Source organism: Salmonella sp. SSDFZ54, assembly GCF_004010735.1.
GTDB lineage: Bacteria > Pseudomonadota > Gammaproteobacteria > Enterobacterales > Enterobacteriaceae > Salmonella > Salmonella enterica.
On sequence record NZ_CP034819.1, the window covers coordinates 2,118,995 to 2,139,180 of the forward strand.

At 51.3% G+C, this 20,186-nt stretch carries 22 protein-coding genes; 8 read left to right on the top strand and 14 right to left on the bottom strand.

The genetic code is table 11. The features are described 5' to 3' along the window. Window position 1: 1 nt before the first annotated feature. The 11 genes from EOS97_RS10595 to yihU form a co-directional block, all read right to left on the bottom strand. Window positions 2-877, bottom strand: a complete 876-nt coding sequence (locus EOS97_RS10595; protein WP_000282793.1) for an STM4013/SEN3800 family hydrolase — start codon at window positions 875-877, stop codon at window positions 2-4. Beyond that, window positions 870-1,895: an STM4014 family protein gene (locus EOS97_RS10600; RefSeq protein WP_077906536.1), complete on the bottom strand. Its 1,026-nt coding sequence runs from the start codon at window positions 1,893-1,895 to the stop codon at window positions 870-872. The genes EOS97_RS10595 and EOS97_RS10600 overlap by 8 nt, the downstream gene beginning before the upstream one ends. A 12-nt stretch (window positions 1,896-1,907) precedes the next feature. Beyond that, entirely contained in the window at window positions 1,908-2,756 is an 849-nt protein-coding gene (locus tag EOS97_RS10605) for an STM4015 family protein (RefSeq protein ID WP_001042081.1), read from the bottom strand. Window positions 2,757-2,912: 156 nt separating this feature from the next. Then, the gene (gene ompL, locus EOS97_RS10610; protein ID WP_000838828.1) at window positions 2,913-3,605 is read right to left on the bottom strand and encodes a porin OmpL; all 693 of its coding nucleotides are present in this window, start codon (window positions 3,603-3,605) and stop codon (window positions 2,913-2,915) included. 67 nt (window positions 3,606-3,672) lie between these two features. Further along, window positions 3,673-5,094: an MFS transporter gene (locus EOS97_RS10615; protein WP_000064891.1), complete on the bottom strand. Its 1,422-nt coding sequence runs from the start codon at window positions 5,092-5,094 to the stop codon at window positions 3,673-3,675. A gap of 45 nt (window positions 5,095-5,139) precedes the next feature. Beyond that, complete coding sequence (locus EOS97_RS10620) at window positions 5,140-6,522, bottom strand: MFS transporter (RefSeq protein ID WP_000084250.1); 1,383 nt, start codon at window positions 6,520-6,522, stop codon at window positions 5,140-5,142. Between the two features lie 45 nt (window positions 6,523-6,567). Beyond that, a complete protein-coding gene (locus tag EOS97_RS10625; RefSeq protein ID WP_001087043.1) occupies window positions 6,568-8,604 on the bottom strand; it encodes an alpha-glucosidase in 2,037 nt (678 codons plus the stop codon). Window positions 8,605-8,647: 43 nt separating this feature from the next. Then, window positions 8,648-9,505, bottom strand: coding sequence for an aldose-1-epimerase (locus EOS97_RS10630; RefSeq protein WP_023166960.1), 858 nt, complete (start codon window positions 9,503-9,505; stop codon window positions 8,648-8,650). 3 nt (window positions 9,506-9,508) lie between these two features. Then, window positions 9,509-10,750 (bottom strand): sulfoquinovose isomerase, encoded by a 1,242-nt coding sequence (gene yihS / locus EOS97_RS10635; protein WP_000870942.1) that lies wholly within the window; start codon window positions 10,748-10,750, stop codon window positions 9,509-9,511. Between the two features lie 15 nt (window positions 10,751-10,765). Continuing rightward, window positions 10,766-11,644, bottom strand: coding sequence for a sulfofructosephosphate aldolase (gene yihT / locus EOS97_RS10640; RefSeq protein WP_001067413.1), 879 nt, complete (start codon window positions 11,642-11,644; stop codon window positions 10,766-10,768). Window positions 11,645-11,666: 22 nt separating this feature from the next. Beyond that, window positions 11,667-12,563 carry a sulfolactaldehyde 3-reductase gene (yihU, locus tag EOS97_RS10645; protein ID WP_000268248.1) on the bottom strand — a complete coding sequence of 299 codons (897 nt, stop codon included), beginning with the start codon at window positions 12,561-12,563 and terminating at the stop codon, window positions 11,667-11,669. A 164-nt stretch (window positions 12,564-12,727) separates the two neighbouring features. Between yihU and EOS97_RS10650 the strand changes: the two genes are divergently transcribed. The 6 genes from EOS97_RS10650 (at window position 12,728) to fabY (ending at window position 17,537) form a co-directional block, all read left to right on the top strand. After that, the gene (locus tag EOS97_RS10650) at window positions 12,728-13,624 is read left to right on the top strand and encodes a sugar kinase (RefSeq protein WP_001805206.1); all 897 of its coding nucleotides are present in this window, start codon (window positions 12,728-12,730) and stop codon (window positions 13,622-13,624) included. A gap of 33 nt (window positions 13,625-13,657) precedes the next feature. Next, window positions 13,658-14,461 (top strand): DeoR/GlpR family DNA-binding transcription regulator, encoded by an 804-nt coding sequence (locus EOS97_RS10655; RefSeq protein WP_000059693.1) that lies wholly within the window; start codon window positions 13,658-13,660, stop codon window positions 14,459-14,461. Window positions 14,462-14,651: 190 nt separating this feature from the next. Next, complete coding sequence (yihX, locus tag EOS97_RS10660; protein WP_000965695.1) at window positions 14,652-15,251, top strand: glucose-1-phosphatase; 600 nt, start codon at window positions 14,652-14,654, stop codon at window positions 15,249-15,251. Further along, window positions 15,245-16,117 carry a virulence factor BrkB family protein gene (locus EOS97_RS10665; RefSeq protein ID WP_000921423.1) on the top strand — a complete coding sequence of 291 codons (873 nt, stop codon included), beginning with the start codon at window positions 15,245-15,247 and terminating at the stop codon, window positions 16,115-16,117. Before yihX ends, EOS97_RS10665 begins: the two co-directional genes overlap by 7 nt. Then, a complete protein-coding gene (dtd, locus tag EOS97_RS10670; RefSeq protein ID WP_000560969.1) occupies window positions 16,114-16,551 on the top strand; it encodes a D-aminoacyl-tRNA deacylase in 438 nt (145 codons plus the stop codon). Before EOS97_RS10665 ends, dtd begins: the two co-directional genes overlap by 4 nt. A 44-nt stretch (window positions 16,552-16,595) precedes the next feature. Beyond that, complete coding sequence (gene fabY / locus EOS97_RS10675; RefSeq protein ID WP_001518251.1) at window positions 16,596-17,537, top strand: fatty acid biosynthesis protein FabY; 942 nt, start codon at window positions 16,596-16,598, stop codon at window positions 17,535-17,537. Window positions 17,538-17,551: 14 nt separating this feature from the next. Here the strand turns inward: fabY and EOS97_RS10680 are convergent, their stop codons facing one another. The 3 genes from EOS97_RS10680 to EOS97_RS10690 form a co-directional block, all read right to left on the bottom strand. Continuing rightward, window positions 17,552-17,998, bottom strand: coding sequence for a type II toxin-antitoxin system HigA family antitoxin (locus tag EOS97_RS10680; protein ID WP_001259011.1), 447 nt, complete (start codon window positions 17,996-17,998; stop codon window positions 17,552-17,554). Beyond that, on the bottom strand, window positions 17,995-18,306 hold the full coding sequence (locus tag EOS97_RS10685) for a type II toxin-antitoxin system HigB family toxin (RefSeq protein WP_000558166.1): 312 nt from the start codon (window positions 18,304-18,306) through the stop codon (window positions 17,995-17,997). Before EOS97_RS10685 ends, EOS97_RS10680 begins: the two co-directional genes overlap by 4 nt. Window positions 18,307-18,391: 85 nt before the next feature. Continuing rightward, window positions 18,392-19,321 (bottom strand): alpha/beta hydrolase, encoded by a 930-nt coding sequence (locus EOS97_RS10690; protein WP_001127701.1) that lies wholly within the window; start codon window positions 19,319-19,321, stop codon window positions 18,392-18,394. 217 nt (window positions 19,322-19,538) lie between these two features. Here EOS97_RS10690 and EOS97_RS10695 point away from each other — a divergent pair, with 217 nt between their 5' ends. Together EOS97_RS10695 and EOS97_RS10700 are read left to right on the top strand one after the other, a co-directional pair. Further along, entirely contained in the window at window positions 19,539-19,850 is a 312-nt protein-coding gene (locus EOS97_RS10695; RefSeq protein ID WP_001159628.1) for a hypothetical protein, read from the top strand. Next, window positions 19,851-20,141 (top strand): DNA-binding transcriptional regulator, encoded by a 291-nt coding sequence (locus tag EOS97_RS10700; protein ID WP_000362050.1) that lies wholly within the window; start codon window positions 19,851-19,853, stop codon window positions 20,139-20,141. The last annotated feature ends 45 nt before the right edge of the window (window positions 20,142-20,186 follow it).

A 20,186-nucleotide genomic window follows, 5' to 3' on the forward strand; every position in this document is an offset into this window, starting at 1 on the left:
ATTAATGATTACAGCTCAGCAAGAAATGCATATAGGGAACGGTATTAACGATCGGATGATTAAAACTATGGAAATATTTCCCGTCTTCGCCATAGCAGGTACCGTGATCGGAACAGATAATAACGAACGTTTCGCCGCCGGTTTGGCGGAAAATGTTCAGTAATCCGTCGATGCGGGCGTCGATATAGCGTAGCGCGGCGGCATGGGTCTCAACGGTATCGCCAGGGGCCGCGCCCTCAACGTAAAAATGGTTAGGGTAATGAATCGTGTCGATATTGATATACATCATGACCGGTTGGCTGCCAGCACGCTCGGCCATGATTTTCTGGATATAATGGATCTGGTTATCCATACTTTCTTTAACCGTACAGGCAAAGCGTGGATGCCAGTAACTCTCTTTAAACATCGACGGGAACACTTTTCCCATGCCGGAGCGGTTATTAAAGAAAGAGACGCCGCCAATACAGATGGTCTGGTAGCCTTTATTTTCCAGACTTTTTATCCATGTTGCGTCATCAAAGGCAAATGCATTTTTCGGCCCTTTACGACCAAGTCCGATATCTTTTGGGAAAAACAGCATGGTCTGATTAACGGTATCATCAATAGGTTTTGGCATAAAACCTGAAAACATGGCGTGATGCGAAGGCCAGGTAAAATTACCGGCCGCTTCGCATTTCGTCCATTGTCCATAATGATTAAGGTTGGGCGTATTTCCGGCGGTTTGTTCCTGAAGCGCAATGTCGTAGCGTAACGAGTCCAGCACAATAAAAAGAATATGAGCGTTATTACTAATTAGCGCATTCATATCGAATTCGCCATCGCCTGTGTCAATCGACGCGTGCAGCGAGACGGGGACTTCATCCATTGAATTATACATTTTGCTTCCTCATGGCCCGGATTTGCGCCTGATAAATTAGATTATTCTGCTGCGCATCCTGATAAATCAAATCACCCTGGCCATTAATTTCAATAATATACGGCGTCAGGCTGGTGGTAAGTAAAACATCAATACCCGCTAAGCGAATGCCAGGGAAAAGTCGCATGGCATTTTGACAGAGCGTATCGATCTCAGTCACTTTTGCGGCAGATAACTCCAGACTTTCGAAGCAGTAAGCCTGGTTTTGCAGATGTAAGTTAGTAATGGGCTGCGAGGAGGTTCTGACCACTCGCCAGATAATTTCGCCATCCAGGCAGACGATGCGTAAATCATAGGTTTTATGCTTTACGCTGGCTTTGGGCAGCCACTGTTCGACGAGGTTTTCCTGCTGAAGAACGCCATCAATAATGAGCTGGATATCTTCTTTCTGACGATACTGTTGGATTTTTTTGCTGTTAAATAGCTGTTGCCCTGATATGGCAATCGCGCTGTAAAGCACCTGCTTTATGCCATCGGGGTGGCGGCGCAAAGCGATAACGCCCGCCGCGCCAGAACCCAGCGAGGGCTTAATGAACACGCTGGCGACCCTTTTTTCCTCCATGATGGCGGTGAGCTGTGCAAAACTTTTTACGTCTTCCGCTACCAACGGCGGCGTGGGGATGCCGTGTTCCAGTAAGCGCCGCTTGCAGCGTTTTTTATCCAACAGGTGAATGAGGCCCGCCGGATGGTTAAGCCAGGTGACGCCAGGACGCGCCGCCATGTTCTGCAAAAAATGGATATAGTCCAGACCGATCGCGTTTATTTTGCGGATGTCTGTTTCACTGTGTACTGGCGGGTCGATTTTAACGATGCCAGAGGTCAGCGAAGCGTCCAGCGCTTGCGGATGAGTCAGCGCCGTGACGGGTTCCCCAAGTACGGCGGCAGCCCGCATAAAATAATGCGTGCGCTTGCTCTGATGGGGGCCAATGAGCGTAATCACAATAAATCCCTTTATCGTTGAGTAGGGGAATGTGCACATTCCCCTAAACAATCACTCGGTGTACATCGCATTCATATAAATATCGCCATCGTAATCATCAGGCTCCAGAGCTTCTGAAAGATTCAGCGGTATCGGCAGCGCGGCTTTTAGCTTTTCCTGCATCTCCGGCGTCAAATAGTGGTGGTGGAGATCGAGTGTTTCCAGATGCGCAATTCGGTCTTTATGCTCCAGCAGCGCCTCTGCGCCGTTGTCCGTTAAGGTACCGCATGAGAGTTCCAGCACGTTAAGCTGCGGCAGGATATTACTTTCCAGCACCCGGCGGGCGATATCATCCTGCTCTTCGCTGTTCATCAACCCCAGATGGGTGAGCTGAGGGAAAAGATCTTTTGATGCCAGCGCCATCACGTCATCCAGCGAACCGTCAAAACCGTATCCCTCTACGCCCAGGAAGAGCTTTAGCGTTTTTAATGCAGGGAGCTGCGCATTTTGTAGTTCGGCAAGTACGTTAGAAGGGATGCCGCCGGAAATGATTTCCAGGTGCTCCAGTTTCTCATGATGTATAGCGCCCAGTCGCAGATCCGACGCGCCTTTAATAATCAGTTCTTTCAGATTGGGTAACGCCGCATAGAGCCTGGAATAGTCACCTTGTTTAATCCAGGAGATCTCGCAGTCTTCGCTCTCCATATCACCGATAAACAGTGATTCCAGGTGAGAAAAGCGGGGGGCGTTCTCCACAATCATATCAATAATAGGCTGGCAGGTTTCGTCTTCCCAACAATCACCCCAGTTACCAATGGTCAGTGAGCGAAGCTTTGGCAGATCTTCATCGGTTAAAATCAAATTAATGAGCTGTTCCTGGGTTAATTCATTGTCCCAATCAATATTAAATCGCTTATTCATTTGTTTCCCTTCTCTATAAGCATGAATATGGTAAAACGCTTTGCGAATATTATCATGGCGCTTAGAGACGGGATATCGGGAGTCTGATTCAGGATGAATGAGCGGGCAGAACAACTACCCGCTGTGATGCAGATTCGAAAAATAGAGGCGATAATATCAGAAGAAATACTTCGCCCCGATACGAATCTGGTTTTGCTCTCTATGGTAGGGACCCACGTTACGATCTAACCAGCGTAATTCAAAGTAGGGCAACCAGTGTTCATTGATACGATACCGGAAGGTATTAGTGATTTCCCAATGATGCTTCGTACCATTACTACTATTAAAATCATTAACGTTATAAAAATAGTGTGGTTCAAAGGTATAAGAAAATTTATCGGTAATGATAAAATTCCAATAGTTACCGATTTCATAGCTGTCATTATTATCCAGTTCGCCATTCAAATCGGTTGAACTATAATTATTGTGATTATATCGGTTACGTACCGTAAGATTAAACCACGGGGTAAATTTATAGTTAACATCCAGATAGACGGCGCCGCCGGAACCAATGCTTTTGTCGTTTATTAAGCCGCCTGGCTGGATGGTTAATTTATCTGTAGGTTTAAATAACGGATACCAGCCCTCAATCTCATTATAACCGTGCTTTAATTCATCATCACGCTGTAGCGTATAGGTATTGGTCAACATAATTCCGGCCCCCATATCGGAGTTATAGCCGACGCGCAGCATAAACTCCATTTGGTCAGACGCCAGGTTATAGGCCTCACGGTTTTCTACATAAGCGCCAGCAAAAACAGAGGTGGATATTACTGAAGTTAATATCACTAGAGTATTCAGAGATTTCATAATAAATCCATTTTTCAAATATAGGGAAGCCGCCATCCATCGGGATGGATAAAGCGGCAAGCGTCGTTTAATTATTTACAGTAGAAATACTTTGTTTATTATTAGTCGCGACAATTTGATTACCTGTTTTCTTTCGTTGGGCAATTTCCTCGATAATAAAAGCGAAACGTTGTTCATTGAGCTTATAAAAAAAGCCCATCGTTAGTGCTGCGATAATGGCAAGACCGCAAGGCCATAAAAAAATGAGCTGACGCAAACCAAGCAACGTGGTGTCACTTTGAGCTATGTTGGGGATATAACCGATTTGCGTCAGCATAATACCTGGCAAAAAGCCAGCAAGCGCAGCGGAAATTTTGCGGGAAAAGGTATAACCCGTATACACCGAGCCTTCAGCGCGAATACCCGTTTTCCATTCGCCGTAGTCAACCGTATCCGGAACCAGCGCCCAGTTCAGGCTGTTGACGAAAGCGGTACCGAAGAAGGCGATACAAGAGAAAATAACAAACAGGAATGACGTTCCACCCCAGATAAAATTCAGGATATCGCCAACGGCCCACAATATCAGACCACCAAGATAAACCTGTTTTTTCCCGAAGCGTTTTACCACAGCAGGTACTAATAAAACACCAATCAGGATACAGCCCATGCTGAAAAAACCCATCCATGACAACAAATGAATATCGTTCAGCACGTATTGAGTGTAATAAACCTGAATGGCCAGCTTGATATTAAAGGCGGCCAGCGTGCACAAATTGGCAACGCAGAGCACCAGCAGCGGCGGATTACGAAAAATCGCGCAGAAGGACTTCAATATGCTGGGTTTATGCGTGTCAGGTACGGTTTCGATATACCGTTCTTTCACCCCGCTAAAGCACCACCACATGCTGAACAGCCCGCAGACCGAAAAAATGACTGCTGCAATCAGATAACCCAGCGAAGGGGAACGGGTAAACAGCGCCTGAATGGGCATAAAACCTACGGTACAAAGAAGAAGGCCAATGGTAGCGCCGCCTTGTCGCCATGCGGCGAGCTGGGCCCGCTCATGCGGATTTTTGGTAATAGCGGGTACCATCGCGCCGTATGAGCAGTTCATCAGGCTGTAGAACAGACCGAACAACATAAACAGCACCGTCGCGAAGGCTGTTTTAACGGGTAAAGTAAAGTGAGTGGCAAAGAATTGCGCAGTAGCAACCAGAGCCACCGGAAATGACGCATACAGAATAAAAGGCCGAAACTTTCCTTTTGCGCCAATATTACGGCGTGAATCCAGCAATACGCCGGTGAGCATATCGGTAAAAGCAGTGAAGAATTTCGCCACCAGAAAGATAATTCCACCGTAATATGCAGGCATCCCGAGTTCATCGGTATAAAACTTCAGTAGATACAGCGTACCGATACACAGCATCAGATTTGAGCCGAAATCGCCCACGCCATAGGCGCATTTTTCCCGCAGGCTCAACTTTAGCGTTAGCGGATCATGATTAGACATAATCGCCTCTCAAAACGCCCCGCAGGGCGTTATATTTTATTGTTGTTAAACCGTATGTTTCCGGGCCTCAATCTCTTCCACAATTCGCACGTACATCTTCTCGTTGAGGTTGTAGAAACAGCCCATCGCAATAATGGTGATGACCGCCAGCACGCAAGGATAAATAAAGATCAACTGGCGTAGGCCTTCGACGGTGCCTGCCGATTGCACCACATTCGGGATATAACCGATTTGCGTCAGCATCCAGCCGGGGAAGAACCCTGCCAGCGCCTGGGAGACCTTACGGAAGAACGTGAAGCCGGTGTAAACCGTCCCTTCCGAGCGGACGCCGGTGCGCCATTCACCGTACTCCACCGTGTCGGAAACCAGCGCCCAGTTCAGGCTGTTGACGAAGGCGGAACCGAAGAACGCCAGGCAGGAGAAGGCGACAAAACTGACCGAGCCGCCGCCAAAGAAGTAGTTGAGCAGATCGCCCGCCACCCATATTAACAGCCCGCCGATATAGACTTTCTTCTTGCCAAAACGCCTGACTGCGCCGGGCATCAAAAAGACGCCGATAAAAATACAGCCCATGCTAAAGAAGCCCATCCAGGAGAGGAGGATCGGGTCGTTAAGAACGTACTGTGTGTAATAAACCTGAATCGCCAGTTTGACGTTGAAGGCGCCGAGAGTACAAAGGTTGGCGATACACAGAATAAACAGCGGACGGTTACCGGCGATGGCGCGGAACGACTGCAATAATCCGGGCTTTTGCGCGTTATCGACAGGTTTCACTTCGACGTAGCGCTCTTTAACGCCGGCGTAGCACAGCCACATAAATAGCAGGCCAAACAATGAAAATAGCGTGGCGGCGAAAATATAGCTGAGTTGGGCATTGCCTTCGATCAGGTTCATGACCGGCACAAAGCCAACGGTACACAGCAGCAGGCCGAGAGTGGCGCCGCCCTGACGCCAGGCGGCAAGCGAGGCGCGTTCATCCGGGTTCTTGGTAATCGCGGGCACCATCGCGCCATACGAGCAGTTCATCATGCTGAAAACCAGCCCGTACAGCATAAACAGCATCGTTGCGACGACGGTTTTTCCCGTCACCTCAAACGGTGTGCCGACAAAGTTAGCAATCGCCAGTAGCGTTACCGGAAATGCCGCGTAAAGCACGAACGGGCGGAATTTGCCCTTCGGACCAATTTTACGCCGCGAGTCGAGCATAATGCCGGTACCCATATCGGTAAATGCGGTAAAAAATTTGGCGATCAGGAAAATGATCCCGCCGTAAGTCCCTGGTAAACCCAGCACATCGGTATAAAATTTGAGTAAATAGAGGGTCCCGATATCTAACAGGATATTGGAACCTAAATCCCCCAGTCCATAGGCAAGTTTTTCTTTAAACGGCAAGCGTAGGGTTGCCGGATTCGATGATGTTTGACTCATTATTCTTCTCCATCTGCCCGCAGGTTTCCCTGCGGGCGAGCCGTATTAGATATTCCGTAAAGAAGCAAAAAGTGAAACCCACTCGCTCTTCGCGCGATAGAAGACCGGCGGCTTGCCAATCGGCGCATCCACGGTAATTTCACCGCCGTGGTGAGCTTCGCCGGTCCAGATATTCACCCAGTGATCTTCCGGCAGGTACAGCGTCCAGTCGCAACGCCCCTGCTCGTGAACCGGCGCGACCAGCAGATCCTGACCGAGCAGATATTGATATTTCAGGGTGTAGGTTGTGGCATCGTTCTCGTAGTGCAGGAATAGCGGACGCATGACCGGCAGACCGGTAGCCGCGTTTTGCGCCACCGCCTGCTTGAGATACGGTTTCAGCGTGGTAAAGACGGTGGTCATGCGGGCAAAGTGGGCAATAGTTTCCGCGTCGCCGTCGAACTGCCAGTTATCGCCGGGGCGGTTGCCTTCATGGGTGCGCATCATCGGCGTAAAGGCGCTGAAATCGCACCAGCGCAGCAGCAACTCTTTGCTGCGTTTCATGTCAAACAGGGTGGTGTAGCCGCCGATATCGCTGTGATGCAGACCATGGCCGGTCATCGCCAGCGACAATGCCGCAGGCACTACAGAGGCCAGACCATCATCAAGGCTCCAGTCAACGTTCTGGTCGCCTGCCCACATCATGGTGGAATATTTCTGACTGCCGGTGTAACCCGCACGCATAAAGAACAGGATCTCGCCGAGCTTGCCGGTCTCCTGTAGCGCTTCGTAGTTACATTTCGCCCACAGCGCAGGCCAGGCGTTATGCATGATCTCGGCGCTGACGCCGTTGTGCAGATACGTGTCGGTCGGCAGATATTCGCCGAAATCCGCCATCCAGCCGCTGCAGCCGAGCGCGATCATGTTCTTTTTGATGACGTCTTTGAACCAGTCGTAAGCTTCAGGATTGGTCAGATCGACCACGCCGCCATAGAATTCGCCAAACTCGACCAGATAGTCGCCGCCCGTGGCGTCTTTCGCCAGATAGCCGTGTTTCGCCGCCTCAGCGCAGAGGTCTTTATCACTGGCGACGTATGGGTTGATATAAGAGAGGAACTGGACGCCTTCTTCTTTCCACTGTTTGATACGGCTATCCAGCTGTGGATAGTTGTCGCTATTCCACTTCCAGTTCCACATCACGCGCTTGCCAAAGGAGGTCATGCGGATACCGGACCAGTCCTGCGCCCAAATACCGTTCACTTTTACGCCTGCGTTGCGCATGGTATCCAGTTTTTGCTGGCAAACTTCCGTACCGCCCTGAATGCCTAGCGTGACGCCGTCATAAACCCAGTCCGGCAGCTCCGGCTGGCGGCCTAACAGCGCAGTCAGTTTTTCCAGCAGGGCGATGTAGGTGTCGGCACACTCAAAACGCAGCGTAGTTTTATCTTCCCACAGCGCCAGTTCGTGATACTCCGGCGCGCTGAAGTCGAAATTCATATAGCAGCTATTATCGACGTGGCAGTAATACTTCTGCGTGCTGACAAAGGTCGGTTGCGGGAAGAAGGTCCAGTAATAGTCGCCGCCGGCGTTCTCTTTACAGTCTGCCTGCCAGGTGACATAGCTGGTTTTATTACGGCCAACGCCCTGTTCGCTGGTCCACAGCGGGAACGGCTTGCCGCGCAAATCGAAATAAGAGAACTGTTCGCCGCAGCCGTAGATATGGTCATCTGGATTAGCTGCGAGGCGTAACCAGATACGGTTATGGTGCAGGTCGTCGTTTTGCAGATCCAGCTTCAGGCGTCCCGCCTCATCGGTGGAGATGCGAAGGGTGGCGCTAATTGTTGCGCCACGGCTGAATTGTACCAGCCAGCCGTCAGGTAGCTCGCTGACGGTGGCCTCCGTTAATGCAATCTTTTCGTTAAGTTTGTCTTTGATGCTAAAGTTGCCGCGAAACATGTCAATGTCGGCAACGCCCGCGCCAATCCACAGACAGGGATTTTCGGTGCTGTGACGTAAAATCAGGCGCTGTTGCCAGCTAAGCGCAAAACCATCCTGTGATGTTGTCAGTTCAAAATCGGTTGACCGTTGTGGTAGAGAATTCATTGTAATCTCCGTGAATGTAGGGTAATTCGGTAATCCATTTGGGCTAGTCGCAGCCGATGGAAAAATGCAGTTGATGGATCGCTTTTGGGGCAAGATGAATCAGTGCGATCCCGGAATTAAATGCATCGGGCGGGCAGCTCATAGGCTCTACCGCGAGACCTTTTCGGCTGAGTTTTTCGCCGGTATAGATCTGTAGCCAGGGTTGATTGCTGCGTAAAAATGTAGACATGTTCTGCGTTGGGCTGGTAAGTCTGACCTCCCACTCAGCCGGGGTAGTCTCGGTCTTAACCGCATGATCAAGGCGCGTTTCGCCGAGCAGGCATGATGCGGAAAAATCCCTGCCTGCGGGCAATTCCTCGCTTGCAGGCAGTGTTAATACACAGCTATCGATGCTTTGCAGATTACAAGTCAAATAAGGATGTGCGCCCGCGCCATAAGGGGCTGATTCATCGCCAATGTTTTGCGTACGAATAAATACGTGCAGCCCACTGGCGGCATCTAACCGATAAATCACTTCCGATATCAACGCAAAGGGATAGCCGTAAGAGGGCGGCAGAAAAATCGTTAGCGACGCTTCCGTCGCCGACTGATAATTAATCTGCCAGTCTCGCCAGGCTAACAGACCGTGAATGGCGGTCTGCGAAACCGGGTCGTTAACGGCAAGCTGGAAAACCTTGCCGTTATAGGAGTAGCAGCCATTTGTCACGCGATTGGGCCAGGGAATCAATACTTTCCCCAGATGCGCCATGGGTATTTCTTCCGGTTTATGCGGGATGACCACATGGCGTCCATGATGGGTCAGTTCCGCCAGACCTGCGCCAACCGTGACGATTTTCGCCTGGTAATGGCCCGCATTAAGCTGAATAGTTTTTCCACCGCTGTGCATGGCTGCCATCCTCATGACCTATTTCGCGTTGATATCCAGGAGACCCGCCGCGACCGCTGGAGCCAGGCCCGGCGCCAATGGCAGACGAGGAATGACCAGACAGTGCAGCAGATGGTAAATATCTTGCTTACCGTCCCACACTTTGGTGGTCACTTTGTTATCGGCGTCCAGCTCTTGCCACCAGGAACCATTTTCATAGTCCATCAGGTACTTAATGCAGTAGTCCCACCATTTCTGATACCACTCTTCATACTGGCTATCGCCCGTCAGGGTGTAGAGGGCGTAGGCCGTACCCATCGCTTCCACAATCGGCCAGCGCACGCGTTCACGTACGATAGGTTTACCGTCCCAGTCGACTGAGTAGACAAAGCCGTCTGCGCCATCTGGCGCCCAGGCGTCGCGGATAGTGGCATGGAACAGACCTTTCGCGTCTTCCAGCAGCCAGGCGGGCGGCGTTTCGAAGCGGGCCTCCAGCGCAGCATGGAGATGGAGCATCAGACGGCCCCACTCAATCCAGTGACCTGGCGTACCGCCGTAGGCGCGAAAACGGTGGGCAGGATTATCTTTGTTGTAGTCGCGGATAGGGTTCCACTGTGAATCGAAGTGTTCATTGACGCGGTAATCACCGTTGCGCGCCACATCATGAATAATTACCGACGCGATACGCAGCGCGCGATCCAGCCATTTTTTGTCATGGGTAACGTCATAAACAATCAGGAACGCTTCGACGGCGTGCATATTGGCGTTGCCGCCACGGTAGTCTTCGGTTTTGCTGAAGGCTTCATCCCAGGACTCCAGGCACATCTGCTCTTCTTCACTCCAGAAGTATTTCTCAATCACTTCTATGGTGTAATCCAGCAATTTCCTGGCTTCAGGGTGCCCGGTCGTGACGGCGCTGGCCGCGCCCAGCAAGGCGAAGAAGTGTTGATAACCCTGTTTAGAGGCATCTACCACGCCCTGATCGTTAACGCAGGCATACCAGCCGCCGTATTTTTTATCGCGCAGCGCGCCGTTCATGGCTTTGATGCCATGATCGACCAGATCATAAGCGCCCGGTCGGCCCATCGACGCCGCCACGGAATAAACGTGCAACATACGCGCCGTGATCCAAAGATGGGTGCCCATCTCTTCTTTAATTTGCCCTTTATTTCCCAGCCAGCCGAAGCCTGTCGGCACCACGGCGTTTTTACCGAAATTAAAGATGCGGTCGGTTTCCTGCTCCAGCCAGCGGTTGTGGCTCAACGTGTTAAACCATTTCATTCTTTCATCCTCGTATTAACGACGTTTCGCCATCATTTCATCGACGATCTCGCCCAGACGTTGCAACTTAGGCGCGGAAACATCACGTAGCATCAGCTCGGTATCCGGTAAACCAATCACTGATGACCAGACCGCGCGTCCCGCCAGGAACCCGGATGCGCCAGCTTCCATGGCGACCCTGACCGCGCGAGGGAACAGTTTTTCGTCCACACCGGAAGAGAGGATGACCCACGGCATATTGATATGCCCATTCAGGCGTTGTGAGGCGGTAAGAAGATCGGAACGCGCGCCTTTGCCGTAGAGCGGCATTTCAACTTTGTAAAGATCGGCGCCGCTGTCGCCCAGCTCTTTGGCCGCATCGATAATCGCCTGCTCGCGATCGAACTTGTCGCCGCAGCGCGGCGGACGAACAACCGGTTCGATAATGCTCAGCAAACCATTGGAGTGACATAATTCATTGAATTCTTTGACCATATCCAGACGCTGCTGCGCGTCTTCATCGCTGCGCCACAGCACCAACAGTTTTAAGGCTTTCGCGCCATCCCGTTTTACCGCCTGCGCATTAATTTTTTTATCAATGACCACGTTATCAACGGGAATACCGTTGCCCGGGATGAAATCATCCGCCGCGACGATCATGGCGCAGCTTTTAGCGACCGCGTTTTGTTCTACGGCCTGGCGATAACAGAACTGCTGATCCAGCAGAACGGCAGAGGCATACGGGGAAAGAATTTTCGCCGCATTCACTTTGAAATCCGTCAGCACGCTATCGGCAACGGGTGTTTTCGCACCAGCAGCAGCAAACATTAAACGCATCGCCTCGCGCTGATCGACAGCCAGCATGGCAAACCCGCCGGACGCTCGCGTAATGTCTTTGATGGTGTAGTTGTTCATTCAATTTTCCTTTATACAGTCGTTACTTTTTTACGTTGGCGGTCAGCCCGGCGCTGATGCGCACCTGTTCCAGGATGGCGCTCCAGTCTTCCCGACCGCGGCCTGCGGCCCGCGCCAGGTTATAAACTTCACGGGAGGCGGCGCCGAGCGGCATCGGTACGTGCAGTTGATTGGCGACATCCAACGCGATGCCAAGATCTTTGTGCGCCAGATCGATCATGAAGGCGGGAGACAGATCTCCTTTCATCACTTTATTCGGCCAGGTGGTGGTGAAATGCCCTTTGCCTGCGGCAGTGCCGCTCATCACTTTTAAAGCCACGTCGAAGGAAAGCCCCAGCGCTTCACACAGCACGGCGGCTTCGGCGGAGAGCGCATTTAGCGCAATACTCATGTAGTTGTTGATCAGTTTTACGCGAATACCCATTCCCGGGCCGCCGGTGTTGACCAGCTCATTACCCATCGCCATCAGAACAGGGGTAGCGCGCTCTACTTGCTCCGCCGTACCGCCTGCCAGCAGCAACAATGTGCCGGTAATCGCGTTGTCGGATGTCCGGCCTACCGGCACATCCATCATGCTGAACCCTTTGCTCTGCATGTCGGCAATCAGCTTATCGGTTTGCAACGGATGAATAGTGGACATATCAATGACCAGCGCTTCACGGGAAAGAGTTTCACAAACGCCTTGCTCGCCAAACAAAACGGAACGAACCAGATCGCCGTTCGGGAGCATGGTGATAACAAATTCAGCGCCGATGGTTGCCTGAGCCGGGCTGCTTGCAGGTTGCGCGCCTTTGTCTACCAGACGCTGTACGGCGTCGGGATTAACATCGAAGACGCTGAGTTGATGGCCCTGCTTTAGCAGATTGCTCGCCATAGGGGAGCCCATCTGTCCCAACCCGATAAATGCTATAACTGCCATATCGTTCTCCTGAACACGGTGGTGTCATTTTTTGTCATTAATGAGCCTTTTTCTGTCTGTTTGTGATCGTATTTGTAATTTATGGTCAAAAAATTGACAGCCGTCACTTTTTAAACATTTCGTGAAATTAAAATGAGCACATCGAAAATGCTTGAGGAATGACCATGGTTCGTATTGCTTGTGTAGGTATTACCGTGATGGATCGCATCTATTACGTGGAAGGATTACCGACAGAAGGGGGTAAATATGTGGCGAAGCGCTATACGGAAGTGGGCGGCGGGCCTGCGGCGACCGCTGCCGTGGCTGCGGCGAAATTGGGCGCACAGGTGGACTTTATTGGCCGTGTGGGCGATGACGACACCGGAAACAGTCTGCTGGCAGAGCTGGAATCCCTGGGGGTAAATACGCGCTATACCCGCCGCTACACGCAGGCCATGTCGTCGCAGTCAGCGATTATGGTGGATGCCAAAGGAGAGCGGATTATCGTTAATTATCCCAGCCCGGATTTATTACCTGACGCCGACTGGCTTAACGAGATCGATTTTTCGCAGTGGGATGTGGTGTTGGCGGATGTGCGCTGGCATGACGGCGCAAAACAGGCGTTTACGCTGGCGCGTCAGGCTGGCGTCATGACTGTTCTTGATGGCGATATTACGCCGCAGGATATTAGCGAGCTGGTGGCGTTAAGCGACCACGCCGCCTTCTCCGAGCCAGGGCTGGCACGCCTGACGGGGATGAGCGAAGCCATTGATGCGCTAAAAAAAGCACAAATGCTCACAAATGGACATGTCTATGTCACGCGAGGCAGTGAAGGCTGCAACTGGTTGGAAAAAGCGGCGGTACGCCACCAACCGGGTTTTACCGTGGAGGTGGTGGATACTACCGGCGCGGGCGATGTTTTTCATGGCGCACTGGCATTTGGCCTGGCAAGCGGATACGCCATCGAAGAGGCTGTCAGATTCGCCAGCGGCGTTGCCGCGCTGAAGTGTACGCGCCCGGGTGGCCGGGCGGGTATCCCTGATTGTGAGCAAACCCGATCTTTCTTGTCACTTTTTGTATAATATGAGCAGTAGGAAGCTTTTAGAGGAATGCTCATGAGTCTTACCGAACTGACCGGTAATCCGCGACACGATCGGCTGTTAATGCTTATTGATGAGCGCGGCTATATGAATATCGATGAGTTAGCCAGTTTGTTGGAGGTCTCTACCCAGACGGTTCGCCGCGATATTCGTAAATTAAGCGAGCAGGGGCTGATTACGCGTCATCACGGCGGCGCTGGCAGAGCGTCCAGTGTGGTCAATACCGCCTTTGAGCAGCGAGAGGTCTCCTGGACGCAAGAGAAAAAAGCCATTGCGGAAGCCGTGGCTGACTATATTCCGGATGGCTCCACGATATTTATCACGATTGGAACGACGGTTGAGCAGGTGGCGCGCGCGCTGCTCAACCATAATCATCTGCGCATTATCACCAATAGCCTGCGCGTCGCGCACATTCTTTATAATAACCCTCGCTTTGAAGTGATGGTGCCTGGCGGCACGCTGCGCCCGCATAATAGCGGCATTATCGGGCCATCCGCGGCGGCGTTTGTCGCGGGGTTCCGGGCGGACTATCTCGTCACCAGCGTAGGCGCGATAGAGAGCGATGGCGCGTTACTGGAGTTTGATGTCAACGAAGCCAGCGTAGTGAAAACCATGATGGCCCACTCGCGACATATTCTGCTGGCCGCCGATCATACGAAATACCATGCTTCTGCGGCGGTTGAGATCGGCAATGTGTCACAGATTACCGCTCTGTTTACGGACGAGTATCCCGGTCCGGCATTACAGAATTTACTTCAATCCCAGCAAATCGAAGTGGTTCAGGTGAGTCCTTCGCTGGACGACGCCGTTTCAGCGTGACAAGCGCCCTTGCGCCGGATGGTCGCGTCAGCGCTTTATCCAGCCAATAAAACGGCGCTGTGATGCAGGCGATATTGAACATCGTCTGCGTTTCTATTGTCTTTTTGTTAATTGATTTATAAAGGGATACATAGTCAAACTTCTCCTTTCCCGCTACAGTTATTCATCCCCGGTTAGCAAGGAGAATGACATGCTCTACATCTTTGATTTAGGTAATGTGATTGTCGACATCGACTTTAACCGCGTATTAGGTGTGTGGAGCGACCTGAGTCGAGTACCGCTGGCTTCGCTGAAGCAAAAATTTACGATGGGCGAGACTTTTCACCAACATGAACGCGGTGAGATAACGGACGAAGCGTTTGCTGAAGCTTTCTGTCATGAAATGGCGTTATCGCTCAGTTATGAACAATTTGCGCACGGCTGGCAGGCGGTATTTGTCGGATTACGGCCCGAAGTGATTGCTATCATGCATAAACTGCGCGAGCAGGGGCATCGCGTGGTGGTGCTATCCAATACTAACCGACTGCATACCCACTTCTGGCCGGAGGAATACCCGGAGGTGCGCGCTGCCGCCGACCATATCTATTTATCGCAGGACTTGGGAATGCGTAAGCCGGAAGCGCGTATTTATCAGCACGTCCTGCAGAAAGAAGGTTTTTCCGCTGCCGATGCGGTCTTTTTCGACGACAATGCCGATAATATAGAAGGGGCCAACCAGTTGGGGATCACCAGCATTCTGGTGAAGGATAAAGCCACCATCCCTGACTATTTCGCGAAGCTGTTATGCTAAAAACCGTTCACCAAAAAGCTGGACGCCATACGCGCCCTGTTCGGGCCTGGCTCAAGCTATTATGGCAGCGTATTGATGAGGATAATATGACGACTCTGGCGGGAAATCTCGCCTATGTCTCATTACTCTCCTTAGTACCGCTTATTGCCGTCGTTTTTGCCCTTTTCGCTGCTTTTCCGATGTTTTCTGATGTCAGCATTCAGTTACGCCATTTTATTTTTGCTAACTTTATGCCAGCCACCGGAGACGTGATTCAGCGCTATATTGAGCAGTTTGTCGCTAACTCCAACAAAATGACGGCGGTAGGTGCCTGTGGACTGATTGTGACGGCATTGCTGTTGATGTACGCCATTGATAGCGCCTTAAACACTATCTGGCGCAGCAAACGCACACGGCCAAAAGTGTACTCTTTTGCGGTGTACTGGATGATCCTCACGCTCGGCCCGCTTCTCGCTGGCGCCAGCCTGGCGATCAGCTCCTACCTGCTTTCTTTACGCTGGGCCAGCGATCTGAATACGGTCATCGACAATGTATTGCGCATCCTTCCGCTGCTGCTCTCGTGGATCTCATTCTGGTTACTTTACAGTATTGTCCCAACAACTCGCGTACCGAACCGTGACGCCCTTGTCGGCGCGTTTGTCGCAGCGTTGCTGTTCGAGGCCGGAAAGAAAGGTTTCGCGCTTTATATCACCATGTTCCCGTCATATCAGCTCATTTATGGCGTACTGGCAGTGATCCCAATCCTGTTTGTCTGGGTATACTGGACCTGGTGTATAGTCTTGCTTGGCGCAGAAATAACTGTCACTCTCGGGGAATACCGAAAACTCAAACAAGCCGCAGAACAAGAAGAAGCTGACCAACCATGATTGCATTAATTCAACGCGTAACCCGTGCCAGCGTCACCGTGGAGGACGAGGTGACGGGTGAAATCGGCCCAGGACTTTTGGTGTTATTGGGTGTCGAAAAAGAAGATGACGAACAAAAAGCGAATCGTCTGTGCGAGCGCGTGCTGGGATACCGTATCTTCAGCGATGCTGACGGCAAGATGAATCTGAATGTACAACAGGCTGGCGGCAGCGTGCTGGTGGTGTCGCAGTTTACGCTGGCGGCAGATACCGAGCGCGGTATGCGACCAAGCTTTTCCGGCGGGGCTGCGCCGGATCGCGCGCAGGCGCTTTATGAATATTTTGTCGAACGCTGCCGCCAGCAGGCGATAAACACGCAAACCGGACGCTTCGCTGCCGATATGCAGGTTGAGCTGGTTAATGACGGTCCCGTGACATTCTGGCTCCAGGTATGAGTCAGCTTCCGGCGTGGCCGCGGATAACAAGAGAGAGTACGGCTATGTATCACCTTCGAGTTCCGCAAACAGAAGAAGAATTAGAACGTTACTACCAGTTTCGCTGGGAGATGCTGCGTAAACCGCTGCACCAGCCGAAAGGGTCGGAACGGGATGGCTGGGATGCGTTGGCGCACCATCAAATGGTGGTGGACGAAGAAGGAAATTTAGTAGCAGTGGGCCGCCTGTATATCAATGCAGATAACGAGGCGTCTATCCGTTTTATGGCTGTACATCCCTCGGTACAGGATAAAGGGCTGGGGACATTAATGGCGATGACCCTGGAGTCTGTCGCCCGCCAGGAAGGCGTTAAGCGCGTCACCTGCAGCGCGCGCGAAGATGCGGTTGAGTTCTTTGCCAAACTCGGATTTGTCAATCAGGGGGAGATTACTACGCCCACAACCACGCCAATCCGCCATTTTCTGATGATTAAACCGGTAGCATCGCTGGATGATATCCTGCATCGCGGCGACTGGTGCGGGCAGCTTCAGCAGGCCTGGTATGAGCACATTCCATTGAGCGAAAAGATGGGGGTGCGCATTCAGCAGTACACCGGGCAAAAATTTATTACCACGATGCCGGAAACCGGTAATCAAAATCCGCATCACACGGTGTTTGCCGGCAGCCTGTTCTCCCTGGCGACGCTGACCGGATGGGGACTTATCTGGCTGATGCTCCGTGAACGCCACCTGGGCGGGACGATTATTCTTGCTGACGCCCATATTCGCTACAGTAAACCCATTAGCGGAAAGCCAAACGCCGTGGCTGATTTGGGGTCGCTAAGCGGTGATTTGGACAGGCTGGCGCGGGGTAAAAAAGCGCGTGTCCAGTTGCAGGTTGAACTGTTGGGCGGCGAGACCGCTGGGGCAATTTTCGAAGGCATTTATATCGTACTACCTGCGAAACCGTTCGGCCCGTATGAAGAGGGCGGCAACGAGGAGGAGTAGCTGGACATATCCAACTACTCGATGAAGGCATCCGCTGGTAGTTTAAAGCGTTGTGTAAGCGCTTTAATATGATTAACCGTTAGTGCTCTGCGGCCATTTAAGATGTTGCTGACGTTCGATTTAGAACCAAGTTCGTTGGCAAGATCTGCTGCTTTGAGACCGTATTGATCCATGAGCGTTCGCAATACTGAAACGCCAGGGGGCGTTTTCTCCAGGTGTTGGTTGAGTGCTTTGAATTCCGGCGCATGTTTTTCGTATTCACTGATTCGGGCACAGAGCAATTCAAATAGTGGGTTTTCAAGATCGTCGTGGTCGACCAGAAACTCCACTAGCGCTAGTGCCCTGCGATACTCATTGTCATTTCGGTCTTCCCCCATCAGTGGGACGGTTTTTACCGCATCGCTGAAGGTATCAACGATCTTTTTTGCGCTGGTTGCATCCATCTGACGATGAGTTCTCATTCTTTATTACCCCGATAATATGCGGTCAGTTTGTCATATTCGGCATGGGAAACGATATGTTTCACAAATATCTTATGTAACCTGAAATCTATGTAGGAAATGAGTCTCAGGCTGTTACCAGAAACATCAATCACCCACCATTTATCTCTGTACTTAAAATTATCCAGTGAAGGAATATACCGCTTCATCTCTTCAGGCTGAGTGAATGTTTTTTTCTCCAGAACATTCAGCAACTCAGTGAGAGCAAGCTCATGGTTTGGATACATGAGCATCGCTTCATTGAACGGTTTTCGGCTGATAACATGCACAATGTAGTTCCATTACAAAGTTTTCAACCTGAAAACAATTTAGCGCAACGTTATCCAGTTTTCAAGTTGAAAACAAAATTGAATTTTAGGTCATTTTGCTTGTTGATGGACTTACAACACGCCAGGCCACATCTCGCATGGCGCTTCGTGCCGCCTGGCTCACGCCTCCGAGCTGGAAAAAGCCATGGATGACACCGAGATAGCGCTGGCAAGTGCATTCCACACCCTGTTCCTGGAACCGTTGGTACAGGGCCTCGCCCTCATCGCGCAGTGGGTCGAATTCGGCAGTAATGATGTGCGTGGATGGCAGTCCGGCGAAGTCCTCACGCCAGAGCGGGCTGGCTTCCGGGTGGCGGAGGTCGGTACCCTGGAGATACATTTCGAAACCCGATAACAGCGTATCGCGGGTGATGATGTAGTCTTGCCCGTTGCTGGCATAGCTGGGGAAACTGGCAGTAGCGTCAAGCATCGGGTAGATCAACAGCAGCTTCGCCGGAGACCAGTGGGCGGTGGATTTCAGGCGTAGCGCGCTGACCAATGCCAGGTGCCCGCCTGCGCTGTCGCCAGCAAGCGTGATACGTTCACGATCGATGCCTAACTGCTCCGCGTATTGATAGACGATATTGGCCCCGCGTTCAGCGTCGTCATGAGCCGCAGGGAAGGTGTGTTCTGGCGCAAGACGATACTGAATGGCAATCACCTTACAGCCGCTTTTCCAGGCCAGTTGCCGTAGCTGGGGGTCATGAGTCAGAAAGCCGCCGCTAACAAAACAGCCGCCGTGATAGTAGAGGATACAGGGTAGAGAACCGGATGCGTTTGGCGGCGAAACGACGCGAAATGTCATCCCTTCCAGCACGATATCTTCCGAACTCACCCGAATTTCTTTCTCACCCGCCAGCGTTGTGCTGGCAATATAGCCCGCTCTCCGGTCATCAATATTCTGCTCTCGTGAAGAGGGACGGCCCGCGGCGATAAACCCAGCGACCAGTTCGGCAATTCCTTTTTCCAGTGGCATATAACGCTCCTTTGACTGTATGTATGTACAGTTTGTAACCTGGTTCGTTGGGGATGGAAAGTGGTGAAACGAGGGGATGATGATTCTGGATAGAGGTTCGCAAAAAATGGAATGCGGTTGGCGCTGGGTTTTTAATTTTTGTACTGTGAAACGATGATGCTATACGCCATTGACGTATAGATTATTTTCACTACTATAAGCCAATGGCGTATGGAATATGCAATTTATAGAAACGGAACTCTTTACTGAAGATGTTAAAAAACTGCTCGATGATGATGAATACCATAAGTTTCAGGTTTTTATGGCTCAGCATCCAGATTGTGGTGATGTCATTCAGGAAACGGGCGGCCTGAGAAAAATGCGCTGGGGATCGCGAGGCAAAGGAAAGCGTAGTGGCGTGCGAATTATCTATTTTCACCGTAGTCAACGGTATGAGATTCGCTTGCTTCTGATTTATCAAAAAGGCATTAAAGATGATCTCACGCCGCAGGAAAAAGCGGTGCTTCGTATGCTGAATGAGAGGTGGTAGATGGATAAAGTGTTATTTGAGCGATTAACTCAAAGTATGTCTCAAATGAATGAAATCATTGAAGGGACCCGTGAGCCTTCTCGTACCTTTCATATTGATGCAATGAAGATTAAAGAAATACGGCAGGCATCTGGGTTGTCGCAATCTAAGTTTGCAGAGCTGATTTCGGTCAACGTGGATACTCTGCGCAACTGGGAGCAAGGAAGACGTTCACCGACAGGGCCAGCCAAAGCGTTACTTCGCGCCATTGCCAACGACCCGAGAAACGTTATACAAGCATTGCGTTATTGAGCAATGATCCGGCTAACGTAGATTGCTAGCCGGTATACCAGAGAA

What these genes read in the sequence shown, in the direction of transcription:
- EOS97_RS10595 (WP_000282793.1), bottom strand. Translation starts at nt 877, where the DNA reads ATGTATAATTCAATGGATGAAGTCCCCGTCTCGCTGCACGCGTCGATT.
- EOS97_RS10600 (WP_077906536.1), bottom strand. Translation starts at nt 1,895, where the DNA reads ATGTGCACATTCCCCTACTCAACGATAAAGGGATTTATTGTGATTACG.
- EOS97_RS10605 (WP_001042081.1), bottom strand. Translation starts at nt 2,756, where the DNA reads ATGAATAAGCGATTTAATATTGATTGGGACAATGAATTAACCCAGGAA.
- ompL (WP_000838828.1), bottom strand. Translation starts at nt 3,605, where the DNA reads ATGAAATCTCTGAATACTCTAGTGATATTAACTTCAGTAATATCCACC.
- EOS97_RS10615 (WP_000064891.1), bottom strand. Translation starts at nt 5,094, where the DNA reads ATGTCTAATCATGATCCGCTAACGCTAAAGTTGAGCCTGCGGGAAAAA.
- EOS97_RS10620 (WP_000084250.1), bottom strand. Translation starts at nt 6,522, where the DNA reads ATGAGTCAAACATCATCGAATCCGGCAACCCTACGCTTGCCGTTTAAA.
- EOS97_RS10625 (WP_001087043.1), bottom strand. Translation starts at nt 8,604, where the DNA reads ATGAATTCTCTACCACAACGGTCAACCGATTTTGAACTGACAACATCA.
- EOS97_RS10630 (WP_023166960.1), bottom strand. Translation starts at nt 9,505, where the DNA reads ATGAGGATGGCAGCCATGCACAGCGGTGGAAAAACTATTCAGCTTAAT.
- yihS (WP_000870942.1), bottom strand. Translation starts at nt 10,750, where the DNA reads ATGAAATGGTTTAACACGTTGAGCCACAACCGCTGGCTGGAGCAGGAA.
- yihT (WP_001067413.1), bottom strand. Translation starts at nt 11,644, where the DNA reads ATGAACAACTACACCATCAAAGACATTACGCGAGCGTCCGGCGGGTTT.
- yihU (WP_000268248.1), bottom strand. Translation starts at nt 12,563, where the DNA reads ATGGCAGTTATAGCATTTATCGGGTTGGGACAGATGGGCTCCCCTATG.
- EOS97_RS10650 (WP_001805206.1), top strand. Translation starts at nt 12,728, where the DNA reads ATGGTTCGTATTGCTTGTGTAGGTATTACCGTGATGGATCGCATCTAT.
- EOS97_RS10655 (WP_000059693.1), top strand. Translation starts at nt 13,658, where the DNA reads ATGAGTCTTACCGAACTGACCGGTAATCCGCGACACGATCGGCTGTTA.
- yihX (WP_000965695.1), top strand. Translation starts at nt 14,652, where the DNA reads ATGCTCTACATCTTTGATTTAGGTAATGTGATTGTCGACATCGACTTT.
- EOS97_RS10665 (WP_000921423.1), top strand. Translation starts at nt 15,245, where the DNA reads ATGCTAAAAACCGTTCACCAAAAAGCTGGACGCCATACGCGCCCTGTT.
- dtd (WP_000560969.1), top strand. Translation starts at nt 16,114, where the DNA reads ATGATTGCATTAATTCAACGCGTAACCCGTGCCAGCGTCACCGTGGAG.
- fabY (WP_001518251.1), top strand. Translation starts at nt 16,596, where the DNA reads ATGTATCACCTTCGAGTTCCGCAAACAGAAGAAGAATTAGAACGTTAC.
- EOS97_RS10680 (WP_001259011.1), bottom strand. Translation starts at nt 17,998, where the DNA reads ATGAGAACTCATCGTCAGATGGATGCAACCAGCGCAAAAAAGATCGTT.
- EOS97_RS10690 (WP_001127701.1), bottom strand. Translation starts at nt 19,321, where the DNA reads ATGCCACTGGAAAAAGGAATTGCCGAACTGGTCGCTGGGTTTATCGCC.
- EOS97_RS10695 (WP_001159628.1), top strand. Translation starts at nt 19,539, where the DNA reads ATGCAATTTATAGAAACGGAACTCTTTACTGAAGATGTTAAAAAACTG.
- EOS97_RS10700 (WP_000362050.1), top strand. Translation starts at nt 19,851, where the DNA reads ATGGATAAAGTGTTATTTGAGCGATTAACTCAAAGTATGTCTCAAATG.